This window comes from Agromyces sp. NPDC058064 (assembly GCF_042885275.1).
GTDB lineage: Bacteria > Actinomycetota > Actinomycetes > Actinomycetales > Microbacteriaceae > Agromyces.
On the sequence record NZ_JBHVSE010000003.1, the window covers coordinates 333,795 to 358,501 of the forward strand.

General features: G+C 72.0%; 22 protein-coding genes and 1 tRNA gene. 9 read left to right on the forward strand and 14 right to left on the reverse strand.

The window, feature by feature from the left end; all coding sequences use genetic code 11:
• Positions 1 to 67 precede the first annotated feature (67 nt).
• From ACFVSL_RS13300 to ACFVSL_RS13335, 8 genes are all read right to left on the reverse strand, one after another.
• The gene (locus ACFVSL_RS13300) at positions 68 to 1,774 is read right to left on the reverse strand and encodes a protein kinase (RefSeq protein ID WP_386941444.1); all 1,707 of its coding nucleotides are present in this window, start codon (positions 1,772 to 1,774) and stop codon (positions 68 to 70) included.
• Complete coding sequence (locus ACFVSL_RS13305) at positions 1,771 to 3,225, reverse strand: peptidoglycan D,D-transpeptidase FtsI family protein (RefSeq protein ID WP_386941445.1); 1,455 nt, start codon at positions 3,223 to 3,225, stop codon at positions 1,771 to 1,773. Before ACFVSL_RS13305 ends, ACFVSL_RS13300 begins: the two co-directional genes overlap by 4 nt.
• Entirely contained in the window at positions 3,222 to 4,556 is a 1,335-nt protein-coding gene (locus ACFVSL_RS13310) for an FtsW/RodA/SpoVE family cell cycle protein (RefSeq protein WP_386941543.1), read from the reverse strand. Before ACFVSL_RS13310 ends, ACFVSL_RS13305 begins: the two co-directional genes overlap by 4 nt.
• Positions 4,557 to 4,647: 91 nt before the next feature.
• On the reverse strand, positions 4,648 to 5,880 hold the full coding sequence (locus tag ACFVSL_RS13315) for a PP2C family protein-serine/threonine phosphatase (RefSeq protein WP_386941446.1): 1,233 nt from the start codon (positions 5,878 to 5,880) through the stop codon (positions 4,648 to 4,650).
• A gap of 3 nt (positions 5,881 to 5,883) precedes the next feature.
• A complete protein-coding gene (locus ACFVSL_RS13320; protein ID WP_386941447.1) occupies positions 5,884 to 6,426 on the reverse strand; it encodes an FHA domain-containing protein in 543 nt (180 codons plus the stop codon).
• On the reverse strand, positions 6,423 to 7,169 hold the full coding sequence (locus ACFVSL_RS13325; protein ID WP_386941448.1) for an FhaA domain-containing protein: 747 nt from the start codon (positions 7,167 to 7,169) through the stop codon (positions 6,423 to 6,425). The genes ACFVSL_RS13320 and ACFVSL_RS13325 overlap by 4 nt, the downstream gene beginning before the upstream one ends.
• A gap of 65 nt (positions 7,170 to 7,234) precedes the next feature.
• Positions 7,235 to 9,748: a glycoside hydrolase family 65 protein gene (locus ACFVSL_RS13330; RefSeq protein WP_386941449.1), complete on the reverse strand. Its 2,514-nt coding sequence runs from the start codon at positions 9,746 to 9,748 to the stop codon at positions 7,235 to 7,237.
• Positions 9,745 to 10,542, reverse strand: coding sequence for an HAD family hydrolase (locus tag ACFVSL_RS13335; RefSeq protein ID WP_386941450.1), 798 nt, complete (start codon positions 10,540 to 10,542; stop codon positions 9,745 to 9,747). Before ACFVSL_RS13335 ends, ACFVSL_RS13330 begins: the two co-directional genes overlap by 4 nt.
• A gap of 318 nt (positions 10,543 to 10,860) precedes the next feature.
• Here ACFVSL_RS13335 and ACFVSL_RS13340 point away from each other — a divergent pair.
• Positions 10,861 to 10,944: transfer RNA gene (locus ACFVSL_RS13340), tRNA-Leu, on the forward strand.
• A gap of 72 nt (positions 10,945 to 11,016) precedes the next feature.
• Here the strand turns inward: ACFVSL_RS13340 and ACFVSL_RS13345 are convergent.
• Positions 11,017 to 11,850 carry an alpha/beta fold hydrolase gene (locus ACFVSL_RS13345; RefSeq protein ID WP_386941451.1) on the reverse strand — a complete coding sequence of 278 codons (834 nt, stop codon included), beginning with the start codon at positions 11,848 to 11,850 and terminating at the stop codon, positions 11,017 to 11,019.
• A gap of 142 nt (positions 11,851 to 11,992) precedes the next feature.
• Between ACFVSL_RS13345 and ACFVSL_RS13350 the strand changes: the two genes are divergently transcribed.
• The 5 genes from ACFVSL_RS13350 to ACFVSL_RS13370 all read left to right on the forward strand — a co-directional run bounded on the left by ACFVSL_RS13350 (position 11,993) and on the right by ACFVSL_RS13370 (position 17,000).
• Positions 11,993 to 12,496 (forward strand): CGNR zinc finger domain-containing protein, encoded by a 504-nt coding sequence (locus ACFVSL_RS13350; RefSeq protein WP_386941452.1) that lies wholly within the window; start codon positions 11,993 to 11,995, stop codon positions 12,494 to 12,496.
• Between the two features lie 132 nt (positions 12,497 to 12,628).
• Positions 12,629 to 13,663: a hypothetical protein gene (locus ACFVSL_RS13355; RefSeq protein ID WP_386941453.1), complete on the forward strand. Its 1,035-nt coding sequence runs from the start codon at positions 12,629 to 12,631 to the stop codon at positions 13,661 to 13,663.
• A 110-nt stretch (positions 13,664 to 13,773) separates the two neighbouring features.
• Complete coding sequence (locus ACFVSL_RS13360) at positions 13,774 to 15,285, forward strand: SPFH domain-containing protein (protein ID WP_386941454.1); 1,512 nt, start codon at positions 13,774 to 13,776, stop codon at positions 15,283 to 15,285.
• A gap of 273 nt (positions 15,286 to 15,558) precedes the next feature.
• Positions 15,559 to 16,455 (forward strand): EamA family transporter, encoded by an 897-nt coding sequence (locus ACFVSL_RS13365; protein ID WP_386941455.1) that lies wholly within the window; start codon positions 15,559 to 15,561, stop codon positions 16,453 to 16,455.
• Positions 16,456 to 16,547: 92 nt separating this feature from the next.
• Complete coding sequence (locus ACFVSL_RS13370; RefSeq protein ID WP_386941456.1) at positions 16,548 to 17,000, forward strand: DUF2871 domain-containing protein; 453 nt, start codon at positions 16,548 to 16,550, stop codon at positions 16,998 to 17,000.
• Between the two features lie 5 nt (positions 17,001 to 17,005).
• On the opposite strand, the gene ACFVSL_RS13375 is transcribed toward ACFVSL_RS13370, so the two are convergent.
• Positions 17,006 to 17,539, reverse strand: coding sequence for a YbaK/EbsC family protein (locus tag ACFVSL_RS13375; RefSeq protein WP_386941458.1), 534 nt, complete (start codon positions 17,537 to 17,539; stop codon positions 17,006 to 17,008).
• Between the two features lie 47 nt (positions 17,540 to 17,586).
• Positions 17,587 to 18,183 (reverse strand): GNAT family N-acetyltransferase, encoded by a 597-nt coding sequence (locus tag ACFVSL_RS13380; RefSeq protein WP_386941459.1) that lies wholly within the window; start codon positions 18,181 to 18,183, stop codon positions 17,587 to 17,589.
• Between the two features lie 73 nt (positions 18,184 to 18,256).
• Between ACFVSL_RS13380 and ACFVSL_RS13385 the strand changes: the two genes are divergently transcribed.
• Positions 18,257 to 19,174, forward strand: a complete 918-nt coding sequence (locus tag ACFVSL_RS13385; RefSeq protein WP_386941460.1) for a DNA-3-methyladenine glycosylase family protein — start codon at positions 18,257 to 18,259, stop codon at positions 19,172 to 19,174.
• Between the two features lie 17 nt (positions 19,175 to 19,191).
• On the opposite strand, the gene ACFVSL_RS13390 is transcribed toward ACFVSL_RS13385, so the two are convergent.
• Both ACFVSL_RS13390 and ACFVSL_RS13395 read right to left on the reverse strand, forming a co-directional pair.
• Positions 19,192 to 20,256: an NAD(P)H-dependent flavin oxidoreductase gene (locus ACFVSL_RS13390; RefSeq protein WP_386941461.1), complete on the reverse strand. Its 1,065-nt coding sequence runs from the start codon at positions 20,254 to 20,256 to the stop codon at positions 19,192 to 19,194.
• Positions 20,253 to 21,122 carry a flavin reductase family protein gene (locus tag ACFVSL_RS13395; RefSeq protein WP_386941462.1) on the reverse strand — a complete coding sequence of 290 codons (870 nt, stop codon included), beginning with the start codon at positions 21,120 to 21,122 and terminating at the stop codon, positions 20,253 to 20,255. Before ACFVSL_RS13395 ends, ACFVSL_RS13390 begins: the two co-directional genes overlap by 4 nt.
• A gap of 161 nt (positions 21,123 to 21,283) precedes the next feature.
• On the opposite strand from ACFVSL_RS13395, the gene ACFVSL_RS13400 reads away from it, so the two are divergent.
• Positions 21,284 to 21,811: a hypothetical protein gene (locus ACFVSL_RS13400; protein ID WP_386941463.1), complete on the forward strand. Its 528-nt coding sequence runs from the start codon at positions 21,284 to 21,286 to the stop codon at positions 21,809 to 21,811.
• Between the two features lie 15 nt (positions 21,812 to 21,826).
• Here ACFVSL_RS13400 and ACFVSL_RS13405 read toward each other — a convergent pair whose 3' ends face one another.
• The gene (locus tag ACFVSL_RS13405) at positions 21,827 to 22,279 is read right to left on the reverse strand and encodes a winged helix-turn-helix transcriptional regulator (protein ID WP_386941464.1); all 453 of its coding nucleotides are present in this window, start codon (positions 22,277 to 22,279) and stop codon (positions 21,827 to 21,829) included.
• Between the two features lie 46 nt (positions 22,280 to 22,325).
• Between ACFVSL_RS13405 and ACFVSL_RS13410 the strand changes: the two genes are divergently transcribed.
• Positions 22,326 to 24,698, forward strand: coding sequence for an LLM class flavin-dependent oxidoreductase (locus ACFVSL_RS13410; RefSeq protein ID WP_386941465.1), 2,373 nt, complete (start codon positions 22,326 to 22,328; stop codon positions 24,696 to 24,698).
• Positions 24,699 to 24,707 lie beyond the last annotated feature (9 nt).

Consider the following 24,707-nt stretch of genomic DNA (forward strand, 5'->3'; position numbering starts at 1 on the left):
CCTTTCAGTCGGTCAGTCGGTCGGCCGGTTGCCTGGGTGAGTTGATCGGCGGGATGCTCGGGCTGGTCTAGCCGCTCGTGTCGGGGCCCTCGGCGCCTGCCGGCTGCACCTGCACCGAGCCGGCGGGAGATTCGGGGGAGCTCAGCTTGCCGCAGTAGTACAGGTAGGTCACCTTCACGGTGTCGCCTTCGACTGCGCTCCCGCTCACGGTGTACTGCTTGCTCGTCTCGCCCGGGCTCGCTGCGTTGGGGCCGGTCGCGGGCCCGCTGACGTTGATCGTGTACCCGGTCAGCGTCTGGCCTGCCGGGCACTGCGCGGTGGGCCACGAGACGGTGAACGTGCCGCCCGGTTCGACCGTTGCGGGGTTGACCGTCGGCGCAGAACCCGGGGCCGACGGCTGCTCGGGCGAGCCGTAGTAGGTGATGGTCACCTCGCTGCCGATCGGGACCGGGCCGGTGGGGTTGACCTCGTAGACGATGCCCTCCTGCGCAGGGTCGACCGCGGCGTTGCCCGGGACGGCGTTGGCGACCATCCCGAGGTCGCGCAGCTTGGCACTCGCCTCGTCGGAGGAGAGACCGATGAAATCGTCGGGATTGATCTGCGCCGTCGTCGGCGCCTCGCTCGTCGGCGGTGCGGAGGTCTGCGTTGCGGTAGTCGGCGGCGTCGACGGGGTCGTCTTCTTCGCCGGGTCCTTCTCGCCGGAGTTCAGGGCGAGCGCGATGATCGTGCCGATGAGCACGATCGCGAGCAGCGCGATCAGCACGATCAGCGGCCACGTCCACGGGCTGCGCTTCTTCTTCTCGGGCTCGCCGTCCTCGCCGAGCTCCTCGCCGTCGGCGGCCGTCGGGAGGATCGTCGTCGCGGCGGTCGCCCCGGCCTGCGGCATGAGCATCGTCGCGGCGGTGAGGCCCGCGGCGCCGAGCACGGCCGGAACGGCGGCCGACGCCGCCTGCACGTCGCCCCGACGCAGCGCGGTGGCCGCACGGGCGAGGTGCGCCGCGGTCTGCGGCCGGTCGGCCGGGTTCTTCGCGATGCACGAGTAGACGAGGTTGCGCACCGGCTCCGAGACCGTGACCGGCAGGTCGGGCGGCGTCTCGTTGATCTGCGCCATGGCGATGGCCACCTGCGACTCGCCCGTGAACGGACGACGGCCCGCGAGCGCCTCGTAGGCGACGATGCCGAGCGAGTAGATGTCGGTGGTCGGCGACGCCGGGTGCCCCGAGGCCTGCTCGGGGGAGAGGTACTGCACCGTGCCCATGACCTGGCCGGTGGCGGTCAGCGGCACCTGGTCGGCAATGCGCGCGATGCCGAAGTCGGTGATCTTGACCCGCCCGTCGGGCGTGATCAGCAGGTTGCCGGGCTTGATGTCGCGGTGCACGAGGCCGGCCGCGTGCGCGGCCTGCAGGGCCGCCGCGGTCTGCGCGACGATGTCGAGCACCTTGTCGGTCGAGAGCACGTGCTCGCGCTCGAGGATGGTCGAGAGCGCCTCGCCGGGGACGAGCTCCATGACGAGGTAGGCGCTGCCCTCCTCCTCGCCGTAGTCGAAGACGTTCGCGATGCCCTCGTGGTTGACGAGCGCGGCGTGGCGTGCCTCGGCGCGGAAGCGCTCGAGGAAGCCCGGGTCGCCGAGGTACTCGTCCTTGAGGATCTTGATCGCGACCTGACGGCCGATGACGAGGTCGGTGGCCTGCCACACCTCGCCCATCCCGCCGATCGCGATGCGGGATTGCAGCTCGTAGCGCCCTCCGAAGGTGAGCCCTGCGCTCGGTCTCATTTGTTCAGCACCGCCTCTAGTACCTGCTTTGCGATGGGTGCGGCTATGAGATTGCCGTACCCCTCCTGACCAAGTCCCCCGCCATCCTCCACGAGCACCGTGATTGCATACTGAGGGTCGTCCGCGGGGGCGAATCCGGTGAACCACAAGGTATACGGGTCATCCTCGCCGTTCTCCGCTGTTCCGGTCTTCCCGGCCACGCTGACGCCGTCTATTCTTGCATTACTCGCGGCCCCGTTCTCGACGCCGTTGACCATCATCTGCACCATGGTGTCGGCCGTCGACTCGCTGATCGCGCGGCCGAACTCGCTCGCCTGGAACTCCTCCAGCGGGCGGAGGTCGGGGGCGGTGATCTGGTCGACGAGATTCGGGTTCATCACGATGCCGTCGTTGGCGATCGCGGCCGACACGAGCGCCATCTGCAGCGGCGTCGCACGCACCTCGCCCTGGCCGAAGGCCGACAGCGCGGTCTGGGCGTCGTCGAGTCCCTGCGGGTACGTGCTCGGCTCGGTGCCGGTCGGGATCAGGAACTCGTGGTCGAAGCCGAACTTCTCGGCCTGGTCGCGGATCGCGTTGTCGCCGAGTTCGATGCCGAGCTCGGCGAAGGGGATGTTGCACGAGAGGCGGAGCGCATCGGCGAGCGTCACGGTGGCGCCCTCGCCGCAGGTGCCGCCGCCGGAGTTGCGCACGACCGAGCTCGAGCCCGGCAGCGTGAACTCGCCGGGGTTCGGGAACGTCGAATCGGGGGTGTACCGGCCCGACTCGAGGGCGGCCGCGGTGACGACGAGCTTGAACACCGAGCCGGGCGGGTTCATGTCGCCGCCCGTGGCGCGGTTGAACAGCGGGTCGCCGGGGTCGGCGAGGAGGCCCTCGTAGGTCGCCTGCACCTGCTCGCCGTCGTGCACCGTCAGCGAGTTCGGGTCGAAGGTGGGCTTGGTGACCATCGCGAGGATGCGTCCGGTCTCGGGCTCCGTGACGACGACGGCACCGGTGTAGTCGCCGAGCGCGTCCCACGCGGCCTGCTGCGCCACGGGGTCGATCGCGACCTCGACCGAGGCGCCGACCGGGTCCTGCCCGGAGATCAGGCGGTTGAGCTGGTCGAAGAACTGGCTGGACGACTGCCCGCTCAGGTAGTCGTTGAGCGAGCGCTCGAGGCCGGTCGCCTCGCCGTTCACCGGGATGTAGCCGGTCACGGGCGCGTAGAGCGGCCCGTTCGAGTAGGTGCGCTGGAAGCGGTAGAAGTCGTCGGTCGCCGTCGAGTAGGCGATGGGGTCGCCGTCGACGAGGATCGGCCCGCGCTCGACCGAGTAGCTCTCGTAGAGCGTCCGCGAGTTGCGGGGGTCGGCCGCGAGGCTGTCGGCCTGCACGAACTGGATCAGCGTCGACGACACGAGGAGCGTCACGAACATGATCAGGGCGACGATGGAGACGCGCTTGAGCTCTCTGTTCATCCGTCGATCACCAGCCTCGGATGGTTGCGGACGGTGTCGGAGAGCCGCAGCAGCAGCGCGACGATGATCCAGTTCGCCACGAGCGAGGAGCCGCCGGCCGCGAGGAACGGCGTCGTGAGGCCGGTGAGCGGGATGACCCGGGTCACGCCGCCGACGACGATGAACACCTGGAGCGCCACCACGAAGGCGAGGCCGACGCCGAGCAGCTTGCCGAAGTCGTCCTGGCCGGCGAAGCCGATGCGGAATCCGCGCGCCACGAACAGCAGGTAGAGCGCGAGGATGGCGAAGATGCCGGCGAGGCCGAGCTCCTCGCCGAGGCTCGCGATGATGTAGTCGCTCTGGGGAACGGGGGTGAGGTCGGGCCGGCCCTGACCCCATCCGGTGCCGATGAGCCCGCCGTTGGCGAGCCCGAAGAGGCCCTGGACCAGCTGATAGCTGCCGCCCGGGTCGGCGTTGAACCGCTCGTCGCTGAACGGGGTCAGCCAGTTCGCGAAGCGGTTGCCGACGTAGTCGAGCGTCTGGCTCGCGATGATCGCGCCCGCGAGGAACAGCGAGAGGCCGAGCACGACCCACGAGAGCCGGCTCGTCGCGACGTAGAGCATGACGAGGAACAGCCCGAAGTAGAGCAGGGCGGTGCCGAGGTCGCGCTGGAACACGATGACCGCCATCGAGAGCGCCCAGACCACGAGCAGCGGGCCGAGGTCGCGTGCGCGGGGGAACTTCATGCCGAGGAACTTCGTGCCGACCATCGACAGCGAGTCGCGGTTGCGCACGAGGTAGCCCGCGAAGAAGACCGCGAGGGCGATCTTCGCGATCTCACCGGGCTGGAACGTCGCGATGTCGCCGAAGCCGATCCAGACCTGGGCGCCGCCGCGGGACTGCCCGAGACCGGGCACGAGCGGCAGGATCAGCAGGATGATGGCGACGAGGCCCGCGAGGTAGGTGTAGCGGAAGAGCACCCGGTGGTTGCGGATCACGATGATCGTCGCGATCGCGCAGATGAGGGCGATCGCGCTCCACGCGATCTGGCGCACCGCTGCGCTCTCCCAGCCGGCGTCGCCCTCGGCGATGTCGATCCGGTAGATCATCGCGATGCCGAGGCCGTTCAGCACGGTCGCGATCGGCAGCAGGAACGGGTCGGCGTCGCGTGCGACGAATCGCATCGCGATGTGCAGGCCGAAGACGAGGAACGAGAGGCCGGCGCCGAGCAGCACCAGCTGCGTGTCGATCCGGCCGAGCGCCCCGAGCTGCACGAGCACGATCGCCGAGGCGTTGATGAAGCAGGCGACGATGAGCAGCCAGAACTCGAGGTTGCGGAGCTTCTGCGGCATCCGGATGCGGCGGATCCCGCTCGGCGGCGTCGCCGGGCGCGACGGGGTGCCGCCGTCGCCGGCGGTGGTCACGCGACCGGTCGCGGCGTGGTCAGTCAAGGGACTCCTCCAAGCGCTGCACGATCTGGAAGGCCTCGGTGAAGGACCCCGCGCTGATCGTCTGCTCGACGCGCTGCTGGTCGTAGGTGCGCAGCTCGGCGATGTCGATGTCGGTCTCGGTGTGCAGCTCGTGCAGCGAGATCGGGCCGAGGTTCTGCTGGATGCCCTGGTAGATGGCAACCCGCCCGTTGGACTCGCCCACGTAGTAGCGGGTCTGCGTCCACTGGTAGCTGAACACGATCGCCAGCACGATCGCCGCGACGAACAGCACGATCCAGAAGCCCCACACCCAGCGGCGGCGTCGCCGGCGCCGCGCGTCCTCCTCGATCAGCTCGTCGAAGTAGTCGGCGGAGTCGGGCTCGAAGTGCGTCTCCTGCACGGGGTGCGGCCTGAACGGCGTCAGTCGGATGCCTCGTGGTCGCACCGGCTCGGAGGCGGCGCCGAAGGCGAGCGGGGCTGCCGCCGAGCCGACGATGAGCGGCGGCGTCGCCGGGGCGGCGGGCTCGCCGATGTCGACGAGCACGACCGTGACGTTGTCGGGGGCGCCGCCGTCGAGCGAGGCCTTCACGAGGCGGTCGGCGACCTGCTTCGCGCCGACGTCGGCCGACATGAACTCGTGGATCTCGTCGAAGGAGACGACGCCGGAGAGCCCGTCGGAGCAGAGCATCCACCGGTCGCCGTCGCGCGTGTCGAGGACCATCTGGTCGATCTCGGGGGAGGCCTCGACGTCGCCGAGCACGCGCATGAGCACCGAGCGGCGCGGGTGCACCATGGCCTCCTCGGCCGTGATGCGGCCGGCGTCGACGAGACGCTGGACGAAGGTGTGGTCGGTCGAGATCTGGCTGAGCTCGCCCGAGCGCAGCAGGTAGATGCGCGAGTCGCCGATGTGCGAGATCACGACCCGGTCGCCGAGGTACAGCATCGAGCTGACCGTCGTGCCCATGCCGGTCAGCTCGGAGTGCTCGGCCACCGTCTCGGCGAGACGCCGGTTCGCGGCGATGAGCGCGCCCTCGAGGGCGGCGGCCGCCTCGGGTGCGCTGTCGTAGTCGACGTCGGCCTCGGCGATGCGACGCGTCGCGATCGCGCTCGCGACGTCACCGCCGGCGTGGCCGCCCATGCCGTCGGCGACGAGGAACAACCGGCGCCCGGCGTAGCCGGAGTCCTGATTGTTCGAGCGGACCCGCCCGACGTGCGAGACCGCTGCGCTCGCCTTCACCGTCGGCATGGGCTACCGCCGCAGCTCGAACGTCGTCGCTCCGACCTTCACGGTGGCTCCGAGCGGGATCGGGGTGGGCACGGTCACTCGGGAGCCGTTGAGGAAGGTGCCGTTCGTCGAGTCGAGGTCCTGGATCATCCACCGGTCGTTCCACAGCATGAGCCGGGCGTGGTGGGTCGAGGTGTAGTCGTCGCGGATGATGATCGCCGAGTCGCTCGACCGGCCGATCGTGATCTCGTCGCGGCCGAGCGGGAACTCGACGCCGGACTTCGCGCCGCTCGTGATCACGAGGCGGGAGGCGTTGCTGCTCGACGCGACCTCGTCGCCGCCGGAGGCGGCCGGCGTCGACACCGGCGCGGTGGCCGCGGCGGACGGGACGGGCGAGCTCGGGAAGGCGGACGCCGCGGCGGGGGCGCCCGACGCGCTCTCGGGCTGCAGCTTGCGCACGCGCTGGCCGAACAGGTCGCTGCGGAGCGCGTAGACGATCGCGAAGATGAAGACCCAGAGCAGGATCAGGAAGCCCAGCTGGAGGACGACCAGGGTCAGTTCGCTCATTCGCCCGCTCCCCAGAATCCGCCCATGTCGTGGCGCTGCGTCGCCGGTGCCGCACGGCGGGGCTCGCCTGCGCCGCCCGCGGCCTGCGCGAGCACCCGGAACACGATACGCGAGCGCCCGATCGTGATCACCGAGTCGGGCTCGAGGATCGACTCCTTCACGACGGCGCCGTTCAGCTGGGTGCCGTTCGTCGAGCCGAGGTCGCGCACCCGGGCGCGCGAGCCGTCCCATTGGACCTCGGCGTGGCGGCGCGAGGCGCCGGAGTCGTCGAGAGTGACGTCGGCCTCGCTGCCGCGACCGATGACCGTGCGGCCCTTGAGGATCGGGTACCGCTTGCCGTCGACGTCGAGCACCGGGGTCCAGGCGACCTGGCCCTTCACGTTCTGCGAGTCGACCTGCACCATGCCCACGCTGAGGCCCTCGTCGGGGCGGAGCCCGATGGTGATGCCGCCCGCGAACTGGAAGTGCTGGCTCGCGGCGTGCCGCTGGACGAGGTCGACGAGTTCGTCGATGAGCGCCGGCCCGAGCGACGCCATGCGGTCGTGGTCGGCCGGCGACATGCGCACGGTGAAGTTGTTCGGCACGAGCACGCGGTCGCGCGACACGACGGCCGCCTTGGTGTCGATCTCTCGCTTCAGCGCCGAGGTGATCTCGACCGGTTGCAGCCCCGAGCGGAAGGTCTTCGCGAACGCGCCGTTGACGGCGCGCTCGAGACCTTTCTCGAAGTTGTCCAGTAGGCCCACAGGTCTCCCGATTCCGGTGTCTGACTTCGCGTCATGTTAGCGCGAGCGGCTGGCAACACCCCTGATCAATCGATCGGGATGACCGATTCCATGTCGTCCGCGTCGAGCGACAGGGTCGGGATCGACGCCGTCAGCAGGGTACCGTCCGCCCGTCGGGTGCCCGTGACATCCTGCATCGTCGGCGAGCCGTGCCTGCGCGGACCCTGCCCGTCGAGCGCGACGGTCACGGGGGCGCCGGCGGTGACCGTCACCTCGGTGCCGCGCACCGAGACGGTCGCCTCGGAGCCGTCCTCGACCGTGAAGGTGATCGCTGCGGGCTCGAGCTCGACCCGCAGCCGGGTGCCCCGGAGCGTCAGGCGGAAGGTGAGCCTGGTCCAGCCGTCGGGCAGGCGCGGATCGAAGGTGAAGCGCCCGCCGTGGTCGCGGAAGCCGCCGAAGCCCGAGACGAGGGCGCTCCAGACGCCGCCGGTGGAGGCCACGTGCACGCCGTCGGCCGCGTTGTGGTGCAGGTCGGCGAGGTCGACGAACAGGGCCGAGCGGAAGTAGCGCATCGCGAGCTCGTGGTACCCGACCTCGGCGGCGATGATCGACTGCACGACCGCCGACAGGGTCGAGTCGCCCGTGGTCAGCGGGTCGTAGTACTCGAAGTTCGCCCGCTTCGCCTCCGCAGAGAAGCGGTCGCCCTGCAGGTACAGCGCGAGCACGACGTCGGCCTGCTTCAGCACCTGGAAACGGTAGATGACGAGCGGGTGGTAGTGCAGCAGCAGCGGCCGGCGGTCGTCGGGCGTGTTCTCGAGGTCCCAGAGCTCCTTCTGGAGGAACGCGGAGTCCTGCGGGTGGATGCCCAGCTGCTCGTCGAAGGGGATGTGCATGTGGGCGGCGGCTCGCCGCCAGCTCGCGACCTCGGCCGGCGTCACGCCGAGACGCTCGACGAGCCGGTGGTACGCCGGGGCGTCGTTCACCTGGAGGGTGTCGATCGCGGCGGCCGCGGCGGCCAGGTTCGCCCGCGCCATGACGTTCGTGTAGAGGTTGTCGTTCACGACGGTCGTGTACTCGTCGGGGCCGGTGACGCCGTGGATGTGGAACACGTCGTCGGCGTTCGAGCGCCAGAAGCCGAGGTCCTCCCACATGCGGGCGGTCTCGACGAGGATGTCGATCGCGCCGCGGGCGAGGAACTCCTCGTCGCCGGTGGCGGCCACGTACTGGCAGAGCGCATAGGAGACGTCGGCGTCGATGTGGTACTGCGCCGTGCCGGCCGCGTAGTACGCGCTCGACTCCTGGCCGTTGATCGTGCGCCACGGGAAGAGCGCGCCGCGCTGGTTCAGCTCGAGGGCTCGCGAGCGCGCGGCGTCGAGCATGCGCTGGCGGAAGCGCAGCACGTTGCGGGCGACGATCGGGGCGGTGTAGCTGAGGAACGGGAGGACGTACACCTCGCTGTCCCAGAAGTAGTGGCCGCCGTAGCCCGAGCCGCTCACGCCCTTCGCGGCGACGCCGCCGCCGTCGGTGCGGGCGGTCGACTGGGCGAGCTGGAAGAGGTTCCACCTGGTCGCCTGCTGCAGCACCGGCTCGCCCTCGATCTGGACGTCGGAGCGCGCCCAGTAGTCGTCGAGCCAGGAGCGCTGCTGGGCGAACAGCTCGCCCGTGCCGAGCTCGGCCGCGCGGTCGAGGGTGCGGTCGCAGCGGTCGACGAGCTCGCGCGCCGGCACCTTGCGGGCCGTGTGGTAGCTCACCGTCTTCGTGATGCGGATCGGCATGCCCTGCTTCGCCTGCACCCGGTACACGTGCTTCGCGAGGTCGTCGCCGATCGTGCCGGTCTCGGTGAACGGGTTGTCGGTCGTGATCTGGTGCTCGGCGCCGACCGCGAGCGTCATGCCCGAGTTCGTGCACTGGTAGCCGAGCAGGTAGCGGCCGCCCTCCGAGCGCTTCATGCGCGGCTGCAGCACCCGCTCGGTGAACTGCTCGGCGCGCCGGGGGTCGAAGGCGCCGGGCGCCTCCTGCGTCACCCCGCTGCGGTACTCGTCGCGGCCGTCCTGGCGGTTGAGGATCTGGCTCGAGATCGTCACCGCCGCGTCGGCGTCGAGCAGCTCGACCTCGTAGTCGATCACTGCCAGGTGCCGGTCGGTGAAGCTCGTCATGCGGCGGCTCGTGATGAGCACGCGCTTGCCGGCGGGCGTGCGCCACTCGATCGAGCGGCTGAGCGCGCCCAGTCGGAAGTCGAGCCGGCGCTCGTACGAGCGCAGCTCCGCCTCGGTGAGCACGAGCGGCTCGTCGTCGACGTAGAGGCGGATGATCTTGGCGTCGGGAGCGTTGACGATCGTCTGCCCGACCCGGGCGAAGCCGAACGCCTCCTCGGCGTGACGGATCGGCCACGTCTCGTGGAACCCGTTCACGAAGGTGCCGTGCATGTGGCCGTCGCGGCCCTCCTCGACGTTGCCGCGGAGGCCCAGGTAGCCGTTGCCGACGCCGAACAGGGTCTCGGTGCGGCCCATGTCGGCGTCGCCGAACTCGGTCTCGACGAGCGCCCACTCGTCGACGGGGAAGCGGCTCCGGTTCAGCGGGTCGGTGTCGGCGAACCTCATGCATCGTCCTTTCGGGTTGCCGGCTCCGCGTTCGCGGGCGCCCGGCGCCCCGAATCGAGGCCCGGGATCAGCTCGTCGAGCTCGTCGACCACGACGTCGGCGCCGAGGCGCTCGAGGGAGCCGCGCCCGACTCCGCGGTCGACGCCGACGACGAGGCCGAAGTCGCCGGCCGCGCCGGCCTGCACGCCCGACTCGGCGTCCTCGACGACTGCGCACGCGGTGGTCGGCAGGCCGAGCAGCTCGGCCGCCCGCTCGTAGGTGTCGGGGGCCGGCTTGCCCGGCAGGCCCTCGGCCGCGGCGTAGCCGCCGTCGACGACGACCTCGAACCGGTCGGCGAGGCCGGCGGCGGCGAGCACGGCGGGGGCGTTCTTCGAGCTCGACACGACGGCCACGAGGCATCCGGCCGCCTGCACCGCGTCGAGGAACGCGACGCTCGCCGGGTACGGCGAGACGCCCTCGTCGGCGAGGGTCTCGTTGAAGGCGGCGTTCTTGCGGTTGCCGAGCCCGTGCACGGTGTCGAGCTCGGGGGCATCGCTCGCCTCGCCCTCGGCGACGCGGATGCCGCGGCTCTCGAGCAGGCTGCGGACGCCGTCGTAGCGCGGCTTGCCGTCGATGTGCGCGAAGTAGTCGGCCTCGGCGTACGGGGCTGCCCCGTGCTGCTCGAGGTAGGGGGCGAAGAGCCGCGCCCAGGCGTGCATGTGCACGATCGCGGTGGGCGTGAGCACTCCGTCGAGGTCGAAGAGCCAGCCGCGGATGTCGCGGAGATCTGGTCGCTCGTCGGGGGAATGGGTCACGTGGGCGCTCCTTTCGTCGCATCGGTCGTGGGCGCCGGTACCCGGGTTTCGATGCTATTCCCGGGGGCCCGGCTCGCGCGAGGTGCGGGCCCGACTCGGAGGGGATGCCAAGGGTCGGAGCGGCCGGTTCGTGCTCGGCGCCGACGGGTCGCAGGACGATCCGGCGCACGCGCGCGGTAACGGCGGCGCGGCGTGCGAATCGTCCTGCGACTCGACAGGCAGCGGCGGTCGGCGGGAGGCCTCGTGCCCCCGAATGGAGTTGTGGCTCGCGAGGTGTTAGGCTCTCGTGGCTGGACGCACTTCGGTGCGACCACATTTGCGCGAGTGGCGGAATTGGCAGACGCGCTGGCTTCAGGTGCCAGTACTCGCAAGGGTGTGGGGGTTCAAGTCCCCCCTCGCGCACACACAACGACAACACGAAGAGCCCCCGCGGTCGCGGGGGCTCTTCGTCGTTCGGCGGGCTTTCGGCCGGGGCTACTTCGCGAGGAAGGCGAGCAGCGCCTCGGTGACCTCGTCGCCGTGCGTCCACAGCAGTCCGTGGGGGGCGCCCTCGATCTCGACGTAGTCGGCCGACGGGAGTCGCTTGACGAACTCGCGGGCGGTCGCGTCGATCGGGAGGATGCGGTCGGCGGTGCCGTGCAGGATCAGGCTCGGCACCTCGACCTTCGCGATGTCGTCGCGGAAGTCGGTGAGCCAGGACTGCACGACCGCCGAGGACGCGAACCACGAGGCGCTCGCCGCCGTGTTCCAGCTCGCGCGGACGGCGGCCTCGCTGATGCGGCTGCCGAGGGTCTCGTCGAGGTTGTAGAAGTTCTGGAAGAAGTCGTCGAACCAGGCGTAGCGGTCGGCCTTCGCCGCCTGCTCGATGCCCGCGAAGACGTCGGCCGGAACACCGGTCGGGTTGTCGTCGGTCTGCAGCAGGAACGGCTCGAGCGAGGCGAGGAAGGCGGCCTTCGCGATGCGCTCGCCGCCGTAGGCGCCGAGGTAGCGGCCGAGCTCGCCGGTGCCCATCGAGAAGCCGACGAGCACGACGTCGCGCAGGTCGAGGGTCTCGAGCACCACCTTCAGGTCGTGCGCGAAGGTGTCGTAGTCGTAGCCCGTGGTGGGCTGGCTCGACTTGCCGAAGCCGCGGCGGTCGTAGGTGATCACCCGGTAGCCGGCCTGGAGGAGGGCGGCCGACTGCTTCTCCCACGAGGCGCCGCTGAGCGGGTAGCCGTGGATCAGGACGACGGGCTGACCGGAGCCGTGGTCCTCGTAGTAGAGGTCGATGTTCTGGGAGTTCTCGGTTCCGACGGTGATGTACGACATGACGCCCTCCTGGCTTCGATTCATCTCTAACTGGAATGCGGATTCGATCCGGTTAGTTCTGGTGAGTGCAACGCTATAACCCCATTGCTATTCCATGCAAGTTAGAATTGAGGAAACGCACGATGAACCCCGAGGAGTCGGCATGACCGAGCCCACTGCGACCGAAGGACTGCTGCTCGACCTCGTCAACTCGCGACTCGTCTACGCCGACCGGGTCGACGACGAGCTCGACGAGGTGCGCGGCGCGGCCTGGCTGCGCGCCCACGGGGCTCCGGCCGAGGCATCCGACCTCGCCGACGCCCGCGAGGTGCGCGACGCGCTCGTCGCCGTGCTGCGCGGAACGAGCTCGCCCGACGCGCTCGGGCCCTGGCTCGACGAGATGGCCCGTCGGCCCGAGCTGGCAGCCGAGGGCGGGCTCGTCTGGCGCGATCGCGACGGCGAGGGCCGCCGGGTCGGCGGTGCGGCCATCCGCGAGTGGGCGGCGCTGCAGTCGCCGTCGGGCTCGCGCATCCGGCCGTGCGCCGCACCCGACTGCCAGCACTTCTTCATCGACACGAGCCGCGCGAACGCGCGTCGCTGGCACTCGATGGAGACGTGCGGCAACCGCGAGAAGGCCCGTCGGCACTACGCGAAGGCAGCCGTCTGAGGCCGGCCGCGGCCGAACGTCGATCACGATTCGGGATCGACGGCGGCAGCCGGGGCGCCGAGGTGTTTTGATGGATCGCCCGACCTTCCCCGGTGGCCCCCGAAGGCCAGCCGACCCTGCCCGAGGTGATGAGTGACCGACCCTGCACCCCCGAAGTACGGCGTTCGCCTCACGAGCGCCGAGTCCGCCGACGAGCCGCCGACGGCGTCCCCGCTGCCGACGCCCGAGCCCGCCGACGGCGACGACCGACCCGCCGAGGCGCCGCCCGCGCGACGTCGGCCGTGGGCCGCGATCGTCACGATCTCGCTGCTGGGCGTCGCGCTCGCGGGCGCGGTCGCGGGGTGCGTCTGGTTCTTCCTCCAGCTCGACGCCGCGCAGGAGCGGATCTCCGAGCAGGAGCAGGAGCTCGAGCAGCAGCGCGAACTCATCGACGAGAAGGAGACCTTCGGCGCGGCGATGAACGCCCTGCTCGACTCGACCGTCAAGTTCGACGGCGTGCCGACCGCCTCGGTCGTGCCGTGGGAGGACTACCGCCGCTACGCCGTGCAGGCCTGGGCGCATCGCTGGGACGCCGAGGCGGTCGCCGCCGACACCCGGGCCGTCGAGCAGGCGACCGCCGACCTCGACGCCCGATGGAGCGAGGCGCAGCAGGCGGCCGGGTCGAACGCGACCGGTTCGGGCTACGAGGCGGTCATCGACCGCCTCTCGGGCGGGTTCGTGGACTCGGTCATCGACGACGCGAAGTCGATCTGCGACGACGGCGACGACGGGGGCGACGGCGAACTGCTCGCGTGCGTCGTCCACGACGAGCCGTACCTGGTGCACTTCGACGCCGCGGCGAACGCCGTGCCCTACATGAACGACGAACTGCGCGCCGGCATCGCGTACCACGAGTTCGCGCACGTGCTGCAGATCACGAACCCCACCGCCACCCGTGACGCGCTCGCCGCGTTCGACGGCGACGACGAGGTCATGGCCGACTGCTACGCGCTCACCTTCCTCGACGGATGGAAGCTCGACCACCGGATCTGGACCAGTGAGTACGAGTACTGGGACGTGAACATCGGCTACGGGAAGGCGTGCGACGCTGCGCAGCAGCAGGCGATCCGCGACTGGAACGCGAAGCTCGGCGTCGAGCTCCAGGCCGTGACGAGCAAGGCGCTCTGACCGAGCCGGCGGCTGCACGCGGCATCCAGTACCCCGGAACGATTGCGCAGGGGCGCTCGGCCCGACATCCTTGAGCGAGCCCTGCCCGACCACCCGAACGAAGGAACCCCGTGCTCGAGTTCTTCGCCGCTGCCCCGATCATCGGCATCATCGCCCTCGTCGTCATCGCCGCCGTCATCCTCTGGATCTGGGCGAAGGTGCTGTACCGCAACGTCTCGCCCGACGAGGCGATCGTCGTCACCGGCAAGCGGTCGCGCCGCCGCGTGGTCGACGGCGTCGACACCGAGGAGTCGGGCCAGCGCGTCGTGCACGGCCAGGGCGTGTGGATCATGCCCTTCTTCCAGAAGGCCCACAAGATCTCGCTGCGCTCGCGCGCGATCGAGATCCGCGCCGAGGCGCAGACGAACAACGGCATCACCGTTCACGTCGACGCCGTCGCGATCGTGAAGGTCGGCGACAGCGCCTCCGCGATCCGCGCCGCCGCCCAGCGGTTCCTCGGGCAGGACAAGAACATCGACATCTTCGCCCAGGAGGTGCTGTCGGGATCGCTGCGCGCCTCGATCGGTGCGACCGACGTGCTCACGATCATCAACCGCCGCGACGAGCTCTCGGCCGCGGTGCTCGGCGTCGCCCGCGAGTCGCTGCTCAGCCAGGGCCTCGACGTCGACTCGTTCGAGATCAAGGGCATCTCCGACAACAACGGCTACATCGACGACCTCGGCCGCGCCGAGCAGGCGAAGGTGCGCAAGCAGGCCGAGGTCGCCGAGGCCGTCGCGCAGCGCGAGGCCCGCGAGGCCGTGATCGCGGCCGAGCAGACCGTCGCCGAGCGCGAGGCCGAGCTCGCCCAGCGCAAGGCCGCCCTGCAGCGCGAGACCGACAAGGCGATGGCCGAGGCCGCCGCCGCCCGCCCGCTCGCCGAGGCGCTCTCGCAGCAGGAGGTCGTCGCGCAGCAGGAGATCACGGCGCAGAAGAAGGCCGCGCTCCGCGCCGCCGAGCTCGACTCCGAGGTCAAGGCCGTCGCCGACGCCCAGGCCTACAAGGTCAAGGTCGAGGCCGAGGCCGCCGCCGAGGCCGTGCGCGTCGCCGCCGAGGCCGACCGCATCGCCCGTACCGCGTCCGCCGAGGCGCTCAAGGCCGAGGGCCTCGCCGAGGCCGACGCGATCCAGGCCAAGGGCGCCGCCGAGGCGGCCGCGACGAAGGCCGCGGCCGAGGCGGTCGCCCAGCAGTCCGAGGCCCTGCTGCAGATGCGGGTCATCGACGCGCTGCCGCTCATCGCGCGCGAGCTCGCCGCGCCGATGTCGAACATCGACCAGCTCACCGTCGTCTCGACCGACGGTGCCTCGCAGCTCGCGAAGAACGCCGTCTCGGGCATCACCGAGGTCGACGCGATGCTGAGCTCGACCATGGGCGTCGGCCTGCGCGAGCTCCTCGGCTCGATCATCGGCGGCGCCGCCGCCGGCGGGGCGGCCGCGCGCGCGGTCGACCACGACGGTGCGGCCGTCGGCGCCGCGGTCGCATCGGCGGGCGCGCAGCTCGCCGCCGCGGTCGGGCCCGTCGCCGACCGTCTCGACGCACCGCTCGTGGACGAGCAGGTCGCTCCCTCGGCCGACGGCGCGCGCTGACGCGACCGGACGACCGACACGTCGACACGCACCAGGGGCCGGGCGATCCGCGGATCGCCCGGCCCCGTCGTCGTTCAGCGGGCGCCCGCCGTTCACCCGACGGTCCACCTGCCCGTGCTAGCGTCGGTCGCGATAGCGCCTAGGGTTCCGGGGCCGCGCGCCCGACTGGTCCGAGCGGCGCCACGGTCGCCGCCAGCGACGACCGTCATCTGACAGGACAAAAGCCCGGAGGACCGTGTTCGTCGCGCCCGCGACGGACGGAAGGTCCTCGCAATGTCGTCAACCGCTCTCGTCCTCGTCCTCGCCGCAGCAGCCTGCCATGCGGCATGGAACATCGTCGCCCACGGCGTCAGCCGGATCGGCATGCCCTTCCTCTGGTGGGGTGCGGTCGCGTCGACGGTCGTCTGGCTGCCCGCGGTGCCGCTGACCGGCGGGCTCGGCGGCGCCTCGGTCGCCGAGTTCGCCCTGGCGGCCGCGGTCTCGGCGGTACTGCACTGCGCCTACATGCTCGTGCTCCAGCGCGGCTATGCGACCGGGCGCCTCTCGACCGTCTATGCGGTCGCGCGCGGCACCGGCCCGACGATCACGGTGCTCGTGGCCGTGACCCAGCTCGGTGAGCGTCCGTCGCCCACGGCACTCGTCGGCATCGCGGCGATCATCGTCGCGGTCGTCGCGATGGGCCTCATCGATCGGCCGGGCGGTGCGGATGCCGCGGGCACGCGCACTCCGGGCGAGCGTGCGCGCCGGCGGCTCGACCCCGGCATCGGCTGGGGCCTGCTCACCGGGGTCGCGATCGCCGCGTACACCGTGTGGGACGCGCACGCCGTGCGCGAGTGGGCGGTGGCTCCCGTCGCGTTCATGGTGGGCTGCACGGTCGGCGAGATCGTGCTGTTCAGCGCCGGGCTCGGCGGGAGGTGGCGCGAGCTCGGCGAGGTGGCGCGGAACCACTGGGGGAGGATCGCGGCGTTCGGCGTGCTCTCGCCGCTCGCGTACATTCTGGTGCTCGCCGCGATCACGATGGCCCCGGTCGCGCTCGTCGCGCCGCTGCGCGAGATCAGCGTGGTGCTCGTGAGCGTGTTCGGCGCGCTCGTGCTGCGGGAGGGTCGTGCGGGCGCGCGCATCGCGGCATCGGCGGTGGTGGTCGCCGGCATCGTGCTGATGACGGCGTAGCGGGTATCCGGTCGGCTTCAATCCTTCGATCGATGCGGCGGTCGCGGCATCCCGCGATGCTGGAAGGACCGTCGGAAAGGACCCTCATCGCCATGCTCAAGCTGTTCTACGCCGCGTTCGCCTACATGATCGTGGGGGTCGCCTCGGGGCTGTACTACCGAGAGCTCACGAAGTCGCAGGGGTTCCCCGAGGGGGAGTTCACGCAGCTGGGACTCGCGCACACGCACCTGCTGACGCTCGGCTTCATCGTGCTGCTCATCGTGCTCGTGCTCGAGAAGGTGTTCGAGCTGTCGCAGAGCCGGTTGTTCGGCTGGTTCTTCTGGGTCTACAACGCCGGCGTCGTGCTGACCTCGGCGATGCTCGTCTGGCACGGCACCCTCACCGTGCTCGGCGAGGAGTCGACGGCCGCGATCGCGGGCATCGCGGGTCTCGGCCACATCCTCGTGACGGCCGGCATGGTGCTGCTCTTCCTCGCGCTTCGCCGCCGCATCGTCGCGACCGCGGCGGCGAAGGCGGCGGCCCCGGTCGCCGGCTCAGCGGCGTAGCGGGCTCAGCCGCGCAGCGCGATCGGCAGCACCTCGGCGTTCGGCGACGAGGCGAGGAACGCCCCGCTGACCAGCAGCTTCGCGTCGCGCGTGCCGCTGCCGATGATCAGCCGCTCATGGCCGGCGACCGATTCGTCGACGAGCACGGGCCAGTCGCGCGGCAGCCCGACGGGCGTGATGCCGCCCACCTGCATGCCGGTGATCTCGACCGCCTGCTCCATCGGGGCGAACGAGAGCTTGCGCGCGTCGAGGTGCCGGCGAACGGCGCCGTTGACGTCGAGGCGGTCGGCGCCGCGCACGAGGCACGCGGCGAACCAGGTGCGCTCGCCGCGGCGCGCCTGCACGATGACGCAGTTCGCCCCGTCGGCCGGGGAGATCTCGTAGTTCGCGCAGAAGGCGGCGGTGTCGGCGAGGCCGGGGTCGATCGCCGCGACGAGCGCGTCGTTCGGGCCGGCGACCGCGAGGGCGCTCGCGGTCGCTGCCGCGAGCAGCTCGGGGTGGTCGAGCGCGGGGCTGAATTCGAGGGTTCCGAAGCGCATGGTCGTCTCAGGGTACGGCGGATGCGTCCGCGAAGACCACGGCGACGTCAGGCATCGAGGGTCCGCCACATCGTCGTGATCGGGCTGCCGTCGAGGGGCGAGGTGAAGCCGCCGACCGGTCGGAACCCGGCGCGCTCGTAGCGGCGGTCGTTCGCCGGGTTCGTCGACTCGAGGTAGGCCGGGAGACCCTCGGCGGCGAAGGCCGACAGGTTCTCGGCGAGCATGCGCTGCGCGAGCCCCTCGCCGCGGCGGGCTGGGTTCGACGCGAGCAGGCTCAGGTACATGTGCGGCTGCCCGTGCGGGTGGTTGGAGTCGAACGCCTCCATGAGCCCGTCGAAGGCGCGTCGCTGCTCGGGGTCGAGCCGGTCGTCGACGATCGCCTCGACTGCGGCGAACTGCTCGTCGGTCATCTCGGGCTCGCCCGAGGGCAGCCACACCGCGACGGCGTCGCCGTCGTCGACGATCCACACGCGCTCGTACGGCAGCGCGCCCTCGACGAAGCGGCTCCAGAACGGCTCGAGGTGGCTCGTGTCGCCGTCGGGCCGACGCAGGACCGGACCCCAGACGGGGTCGTCGGCGAAGGCGAGGGCGAGCGTCGCGGCGATCGCGGGGACGTCGGCGGCATCGGCGAGTCTGAGGTGCACGCGATCATCGTCGCACGCCCCTGCCGCGCCCGCACCCGCGGCCGCTGTCAGCCGCGTGCGGCACACTGGTGCGGTGATCGCCGACCATGCCCTCGAGTGGCGGCCGCGGCATCCGACCGATCTCAGACAGACCCTCGGAAGCCTGCGCCGCGGCATCGGCGACCCGTCGTTCCAGGTCGACCAGGCGGGCGCCGTCTGGCGTGCGGTGGGCACCGTCGAGGGCGATGCGGCGATTCGCCTGCAGCAGTTGCCCGGCGGGGTGCTGCGCTGCGAGGGGTGGGGGCCCGGGGCGGGGGCCGCGGTCGAGCAGGCGCCCGAGCTGCTCGGCGACCGCGATGATCCGAGCGGGTTCGTGCCGCTCCTCCCGGTGCTCGACGACGCCCATCGCCGCAACCCCGGACTGCGGGTGCCGCGCACGGCGCAGGTGTTCGAGGCGCTCGCCGCGTCGATCCTCGAGCAGAAGGTGATCACCCTGCAGGCGCACGACTCGTGGCGCCGGCTGGTCGTGCGCTTCGGCACGGTCGCGCCCGGGCCGACGCCGCGGCCCATGCGGGTCGTGCCGAGCGCCGAGGTGTGGCGGGCGATCCCGAGCTGGGAGTGGCACAAGGCCGGCGTCGATCCCCGGCGCGCGGCGACGGTGCAGAACGCGGCGCGGTATGCGCGCCGCCTCGACGAGGCGGTCGGCATGAGCCCGGCGGATGCCACGGCGCGCCTCACGCTCATGCACGGCGTCGGGCCGTGGACGGCCGCTGAGGTCGCGCAGCGTGCCCTCGGCGACGCCGACGCCGTCTCGGTCGGCGACTACCACCTCTCGAACTACGTCGGCCATGCGCTCGCCGGGCACGACATGAGCGACGACGAGATGCTCGAGGCGCTCGCCCCCTGGGCGGGGCACCGCTACCGGGTGGTGCGCCTGCTCGGTGCGGCCGGGGTGCGCGGGCGACCGCGGCGCGGACCGAGGATGCCGTTCGTCGACCACCGCGGCATCTGACCGTACGGCGTCGCTCGCTAGCGCTCGGCGTCGTGCCGGCGGCGCAGCAGCGCGGCGGCGGTGCGGGTGAACTCGTCGATCACCTCGGCGACCGGCCGCGACCGTCGCAGCAGGCCCACGCCCTGGCCGGCGTCGACGGGGACGAGGGCGTGGTCGCCGTCGCGGTTCGCCGCCGCGATCGCGGCGCGCAGGGCGACGAGATCCGTGCCCTCGGCCGAGACGGTCGCCGTGCGCAGCTCCTCGACGCGGTCGAGCCACGCGTCGACGAGCTCGTTGCGGATGACGCGTTCGGGGAACCGCTCGGGCCAGGGGAGCCCGAGCGCGGCGTCGATCGCACACGTATTGACGGTGTCGTCGCCGCTCGCGGCGAGCAGCACCTCGATCGCCGCGGGCGACGAGAGCGTCTCGGTCGACGCCGAGAGGGCGGTGCCGATCCACGCGCCCGCGGCGCCGGCCGCGAGCACGGCGGCGAGGGTGCGCCCCGAGCCGATGCCGCCGGCCGCGAGCACGACCGGGCCGCCCGACGTCGTGGAATCATGCGACCCGACTGCGTCGAGCACCGCGTCGAGGAGTGCGAGCGTGCCCATGCGGGGGTCGCCGTGTCCGCCGCCGTCGGATCCGCGGGCGACGATGACGTCGACTCCTGCGTCGGCGGCGACCAGGGCCTCCGCGGCGGTGTAGACCTGCGTCGCCGCACGGGCGCCCGCGGCGTGCACGCGTTCGACCCACTCGAAGCGATCGGCGAAGCCGACCGAGACGAGCGCAGGGCGCGCCTCGAGCGCGACGTCGAGCAGCGCGGGGTCGCGGCCGATGCCCCAGTGGACGAGGCCGATGCCGAAGGGCTCGCCGTCGAGCTCGAGCAGGCCGAGCTGGGCCTCGAGCTTCGCCGCCGAGCCGGCGCTGCCCATGCCGATCATGCCGAGCGCTCCCGCCCGCGACACGGCGGTCGCGAAGCGGCCCCCGGCGACGCCGCCCATCGGGGCGCTCACGATCGGCGTCGTGAGCCCGAGCGCGGCCGACCACGGGGTCGCGAGCGCGGGGGCCGGGTCGGCCGCGCGGGGCGTCGTCCGATCCCCGCTCACGGCTGCAGCTCCTGTCGGGCGGCCCATTCGACGAAGGCGGGGTCGTCGGAGACGATGCGCGAGACCTCTTCGCCGCCGTCGCAGCGGCAGAGGCTCACGATCGCCCCGTCGGCATCCAGGCGGCGAAGCGCCCAGGTGCCGCCGAAGCCCTCCCAGCGGTCGAGCTCGTCGAGGGGAGAGGGAGCGACGGGAGCGGTTGGAGCGAGGGGAGAGGAGGCGTCGTCGCCGGGCTCGCTCGTGTCGGGCGGGCCGGGCGCGATCGGCGACTTGCGGGTCCAGCCGACGTGCTCGCCGCGGTCGTAGAAGTGGCGGAAGCTGTAGATGAGCGGGTGCCAGGCGTGCGGGTCGATGTGGTTCGTGCCGGGCACGACGAGCTCGGGCAGGGCGTGCACGCGCACCACCTCGACCTCGACCATGAAGTAGCCGGGGTCGACGCCCGGGGTCATGCGCCGCACCTCGCCCTCGAACTGCAGCGGCGCTTCGTGCACGCGCGGCGGCGACACCAGCTCGGAGGGGGTCGTCGTGAAGCCCGCGAGCTCGAACTTGCGCGGCTCGAAGCGGTACTGCCCGGCCTTCGCCTCGGGCACGGGGTCGCGGCCCGTCACCGACGAGAGCCGCTCGACCCTGCGCCACTGCCTCGCCGCCGGGAAGTTCACGGTCAGCTGCGGCCGCTCGGCGAGGTTGGCCGCGGTCTGCCCGTCGGCCTCCAGCCCGAGCACGAGCATGCGTCCGAGCGCCCAGTGGGAGGACGCGGGCGCGAGGTTCGCCGTGCCGTCGGCGTTCTCGGTGACGACGAGGTAGACGGGCGTGCCGACGTAGAGGACGCTCGGCTCGATCACGAGGTGGTCGGAGGTCTCGGCATCCATCGCGCGCCCTTCTCTTCTGATGCCATTCACGCTACGCCCGCCCGCGGCGGACCGGGGCTCTGTGACGCCCTTCACGGACGAGGCATAGCCAACGCATACCTTCGTCGCCTACGGTCGTGTGGGCGGCGAGCCGCGCCGCACCCCCGACCCGAAGGACGACCGTGACCTCGAACACCCCGACCCGCGCCCTGCCCAACCTGCCGCTCATCGGCACCTGGGTCGCCGCCCTCGCCCTGCTCGGCGTCGGCCTCTGGCTGCTCAACACGTCGAACGCGTCGCAGGTCGAGCTCTACACGGCGCAGTCGCAGGACTACGCGGCCTACCTCGGCGCCCAGACCGGCACGACCGTCGGCGGCCTGCTGATCGCGGTCGGCGCGCTCGCGATCGTCGTCGCCGCTGCGACGCAGGCGGTCGCCTGGTCGATCGCCCGCCGCGCGACGCAGTCGGATGCCGCGGTGCCGGCCGGGTTCGACGAGGACGACTCGTTCGACGACGAGCCCGTCGTCGCCGCAGTCGTTCCGGCCGAGGCGGCGCCCGTCGCCGAGGCGCCGGCTGCTCAGGCGCCGGCTGCTCAGGCGCCGGCTGCTCAGGCGCCCGCCGCCGAGACGACCGTCGACGAGGCGCCGGCGGCCGAGGCGCCCGCCGAGGCCGAGCCCGCCGCCAAGCCCGCGGCCGACGAGACGAAGTAACCCGAAGGACGGGTTTCAGCCGGCCGGGCGCTCGATCGAGCGCCCGGCCGTCGCGTCTCCGGCTGCCTCGGCCTCGTGCTCGAGGCCCCACTCGACGAGCGGCTGCAGCAGCTCGATGAGCCTGAGGCCCGTGGCGCTCGGCGTGTAGGCGATCGTGACGGGCGTCGTCGCCCTGACGTGCCGCTCGATCATGCCCTCGGCCTCGAGTTCGCGCAGCCGGGCCGCGAGCAGGCGATCGGAGATGCCCGTCACCGTCGCCCGGTACTCGGAGAACCGCCGCGCGCCGCGCACGCCCGCGAGCAGGATCGCGCCGTTCCATTTGCGGCCGGCGAACTCGATCGTCGACTGGAAGCGGCGGCACGCCTCGTCGTCGATGTGCCCGAGCCCCTCGAGTCGTGCGCGATGCGCGGCGAGGTCGTCGCCCGGACCGCGTGCGGGAATGCCGGCCTGCCCCTCGATGCTTACCATAAGTAAGCAGCTTACCCGAGACGAGCGGCCGGAGCATCCATGCCGCATGCTGGGGGAGACGTGGAAAGGGACGCGCACGATGTACTACGGCCATGAACTCGAGTTCGGCACCTTCATCACCCCGACGAACGACCCGCCGCAGGCGCCGGTGCGCCTCGCCGAGCTCAGCGAGGAGGCGGGGTACGACCTCGTCACCTTCCAGGACCACCCGTACCAGCCGCGCTTCCACGACACCCAGACGCTCCTGACGTGGGTCGCCGCCCGAACCGAGCGCATCCGCCTCGCGGCGAACGTCGCGAACGTGCCGCTGCGCCCGCCCGCCGTGCTCGCGCGCTCGGCGGCGAGCATCGACCTGCTCTCCGAGGGCCGCTTCGAACTCGCGCTCGGGGCCGGCGGCTTCTGGGACGCGATCGAGGCGATGGGCGGCCGCCGCCTCACGCCGGGGCAGGCGGTCGACGCGCTCTCCGAGGCGATCGACGTGATCCGCGGCGTGTGGGACCAGGGCGAGCGCGCCCGGTTCGAGCTCGGCGGCGACTACTACCGCATCGACGGCGCCAAGCGAGGGCCGGCCCCCGCGCACAACATCCCCATCTGGATCGGCGCGCTCAAGCCGCGCATGCTCCGGCTCATCGGCCGGAAGGGCGACGGCTGGCTGCCCTCGCTCGCGTACCTCCAGCCCGGCGACCTCGCCCGCGGGAACACGACGATCGACGACGCGGCGACCGCTGCGGGGCGCGATCCCCGTGAGATCCGTCGCATGCTCAACATCGGCGGCCGCTTCTCGGCCGGCGGCCGGGGCGGCATGCTCGACGGCCCCGCCGAGCAGTGGGTCGAGCAGCTGCTGCCCTACGTCGTCGACGAGGGCATCGGCACCTTCATCCTCGCGAGCGACGACCCCGGCACCATCCGGCACTTCGCCGACGAGGTCGCGCCCGGGCTGCGCGAGGCGGTCGCACGAGAGCTGGGCGCGAGCGGCACCGGTGCATCGGATGCCTCGGCGCCCGGCTCGCACGACGGTGTCGCTGCGGCCGCCCCCGCCGCACCGAGCCGCAGCACCGCCGTGCGCGCGAAGCGGCGCGACGGCATCGACTACGACGCACTGCCGGCCTCGCTCGCCGCCCGGGCGATCGAGCCGGGCGACGCGGGCTACGCACGGGTGAAGTCGACCTACCTCCGGGGCGGCGCCCCCGGCCTGGTGCTGCAGCCGGCCACGTCGGCCGAGGTCGCCGACGCCGTGCGCTTCGCTGCCGCGCACCCCGACGTGCCGTTCGGCGTGCGCAGCGGCGGCCACGGCATCAGCGGCCGGTCGACGAACGACGGCGGCATCGTGGTCGACCTCTCGAAGCTGCACGGCATGACCGTGCTCGACGAGGCGAGCCGGCTGGTGCGCATCGAGGCCGGCGCCCGCTGGAAGGACGTCGCCGCCTTCCTCGCCCCGCGCGGCTGGGCGCTCAGCTCGGGCGACTACGGCGGGGTCGGGGTCGGCGGCCTCGCGACGGCGGGCGGCATCGGCTACCTCGCCCGCGAGCACGGGCTCACGATCGACCACCTGCGCGCCGTCGAGCTCGTGCTGGCCGACGGCCGGGTCGTGCGGGCCGACGCCACGGAGCATCCCGAGCTCTTCTGGGCCGTGCGCGGAGCCGGGGCGAACTTCGGCATCGCGACCGCCTTCGAGTTCGAGGTCGACGAGGTCGGCGTCGTGGGCTTCGCGCAGCTCGCGTTCGACGCGAGCGACCGCGCCGGGTTCCTCGAGGCGTGGGGGCGGTGGGTCGTCGAGTCGCCGCGCGACGTGACGAGCTTCCTCATCATGGGCGGTGCGCGGCCCGGGCAGCCGCCGGTGGCGACCGTCATGACGATGGTCGACTCCGACGACCCCGATACGGTGCTCGCCCGACTCCAGCCGCTCGCCGAGGCCGCTCCGCTCATCGGGCAGGACGTGCGCCTCTCCACCTACGACGCCGTCATGGCGAACGCGGGCGAGGAGAGCCACGGCGCCGAGGGCGAGCCGACCTCGCGCTCGGGGCTCATCGGCCCGATCACGCCCGAGTTCGCGCGCGATGCGGCCCGGTACCTCGACGAGGGGTCGAGCTACTTCTTCCAGCTCCGCGCCGTCGGCGGGGCCGTGCACGACGTGCCCGCCGACGCGACCGCCTTCGCGCATCGCGCCTCGGAGTTCTCGGTCGTGGCGTTCGGCACCGCGGCTTTGCGCACGAGCGAGCGGTGGGACGAGCTCATCGCCCCGCACACCGACGGCGCCTACCTCAGCTTCGAGACGACGCAGGGCGACGCGACCGTCGCGGCGGCGTTCCCGCCGGCGACGCTCGCGCGGCTGCGCGCGCTCAAGGCCGAGGTCGACCCGGGCAACCTGTTCCGCGACAACGCGAACATCGCGCCGTCGGCGGCGCCGGTGGTCGAGTAGCGCCGGCGC

Coding starts and splice junctions, on each gene's coding strand:
- ACFVSL_RS13405 (WP_386941464.1), bottom strand. CDS start 22,279: ATGGTAAGCATCGAGGGGCAGGCCGGCATTCCCGCACGCGGTCCGGGC.
- ACFVSL_RS13305 (WP_386941445.1), bottom strand. CDS start 3,225: ATGAACAGAGAGCTCAAGCGCGTCTCCATCGTCGCCCTGATCATGTTC.
- ACFVSL_RS13395 (WP_386941462.1), bottom strand. CDS start 21,122: ATGGATGCCGAGACCTCCGACCACCTCGTGATCGAGCCGAGCGTCCTC.
- ACFVSL_RS13375 (WP_386941458.1), bottom strand. CDS start 17,539: ATGCGCTTCGGAACCCTCGAATTCAGCCCCGCGCTCGACCACCCCGAG.
- ACFVSL_RS13310 (WP_386941543.1), bottom strand. CDS start 4,556: ATGCCGCAGAAGCTCCGCAACCTCGAGTTCTGGCTGCTCATCGTCGCC.
- ACFVSL_RS13365 (WP_386941455.1), top strand. CDS start 15,559: ATGTCGTCAACCGCTCTCGTCCTCGTCCTCGCCGCAGCAGCCTGCCAT.
- ACFVSL_RS13410 (WP_386941465.1), top strand. CDS start 22,326: ATGCTGGGGGAGACGTGGAAAGGGACGCGCACGATGTACTACGGCCAT.
- ACFVSL_RS13320 (WP_386941447.1), bottom strand. CDS start 6,426: ATGAGCGAACTGACCCTGGTCGTCCTCCAGCTGGGCTTCCTGATCCTG.
- ACFVSL_RS13315 (WP_386941446.1), bottom strand. CDS start 5,880: ATGCCGACGGTGAAGGCGAGCGCAGCGGTCTCGCACGTCGGGCGGGTC.
- ACFVSL_RS13370 (WP_386941456.1), top strand. CDS start 16,548: ATGCTCAAGCTGTTCTACGCCGCGTTCGCCTACATGATCGTGGGGGTC.
- ACFVSL_RS13345 (WP_386941451.1), bottom strand. CDS start 11,850: ATGTCGTACATCACCGTCGGAACCGAGAACTCCCAGAACATCGACCTC.
- ACFVSL_RS13330 (WP_386941449.1), bottom strand. CDS start 9,748: ATGAGGTTCGCCGACACCGACCCGCTGAACCGGAGCCGCTTCCCCGTC.
- ACFVSL_RS13350 (WP_386941452.1), top strand. CDS start 11,993: ATGACCGAGCCCACTGCGACCGAAGGACTGCTGCTCGACCTCGTCAAC.
- ACFVSL_RS13300 (WP_386941444.1), bottom strand. CDS start 1,774: ATGAGACCGAGCGCAGGGCTCACCTTCGGAGGGCGCTACGAGCTGCAA.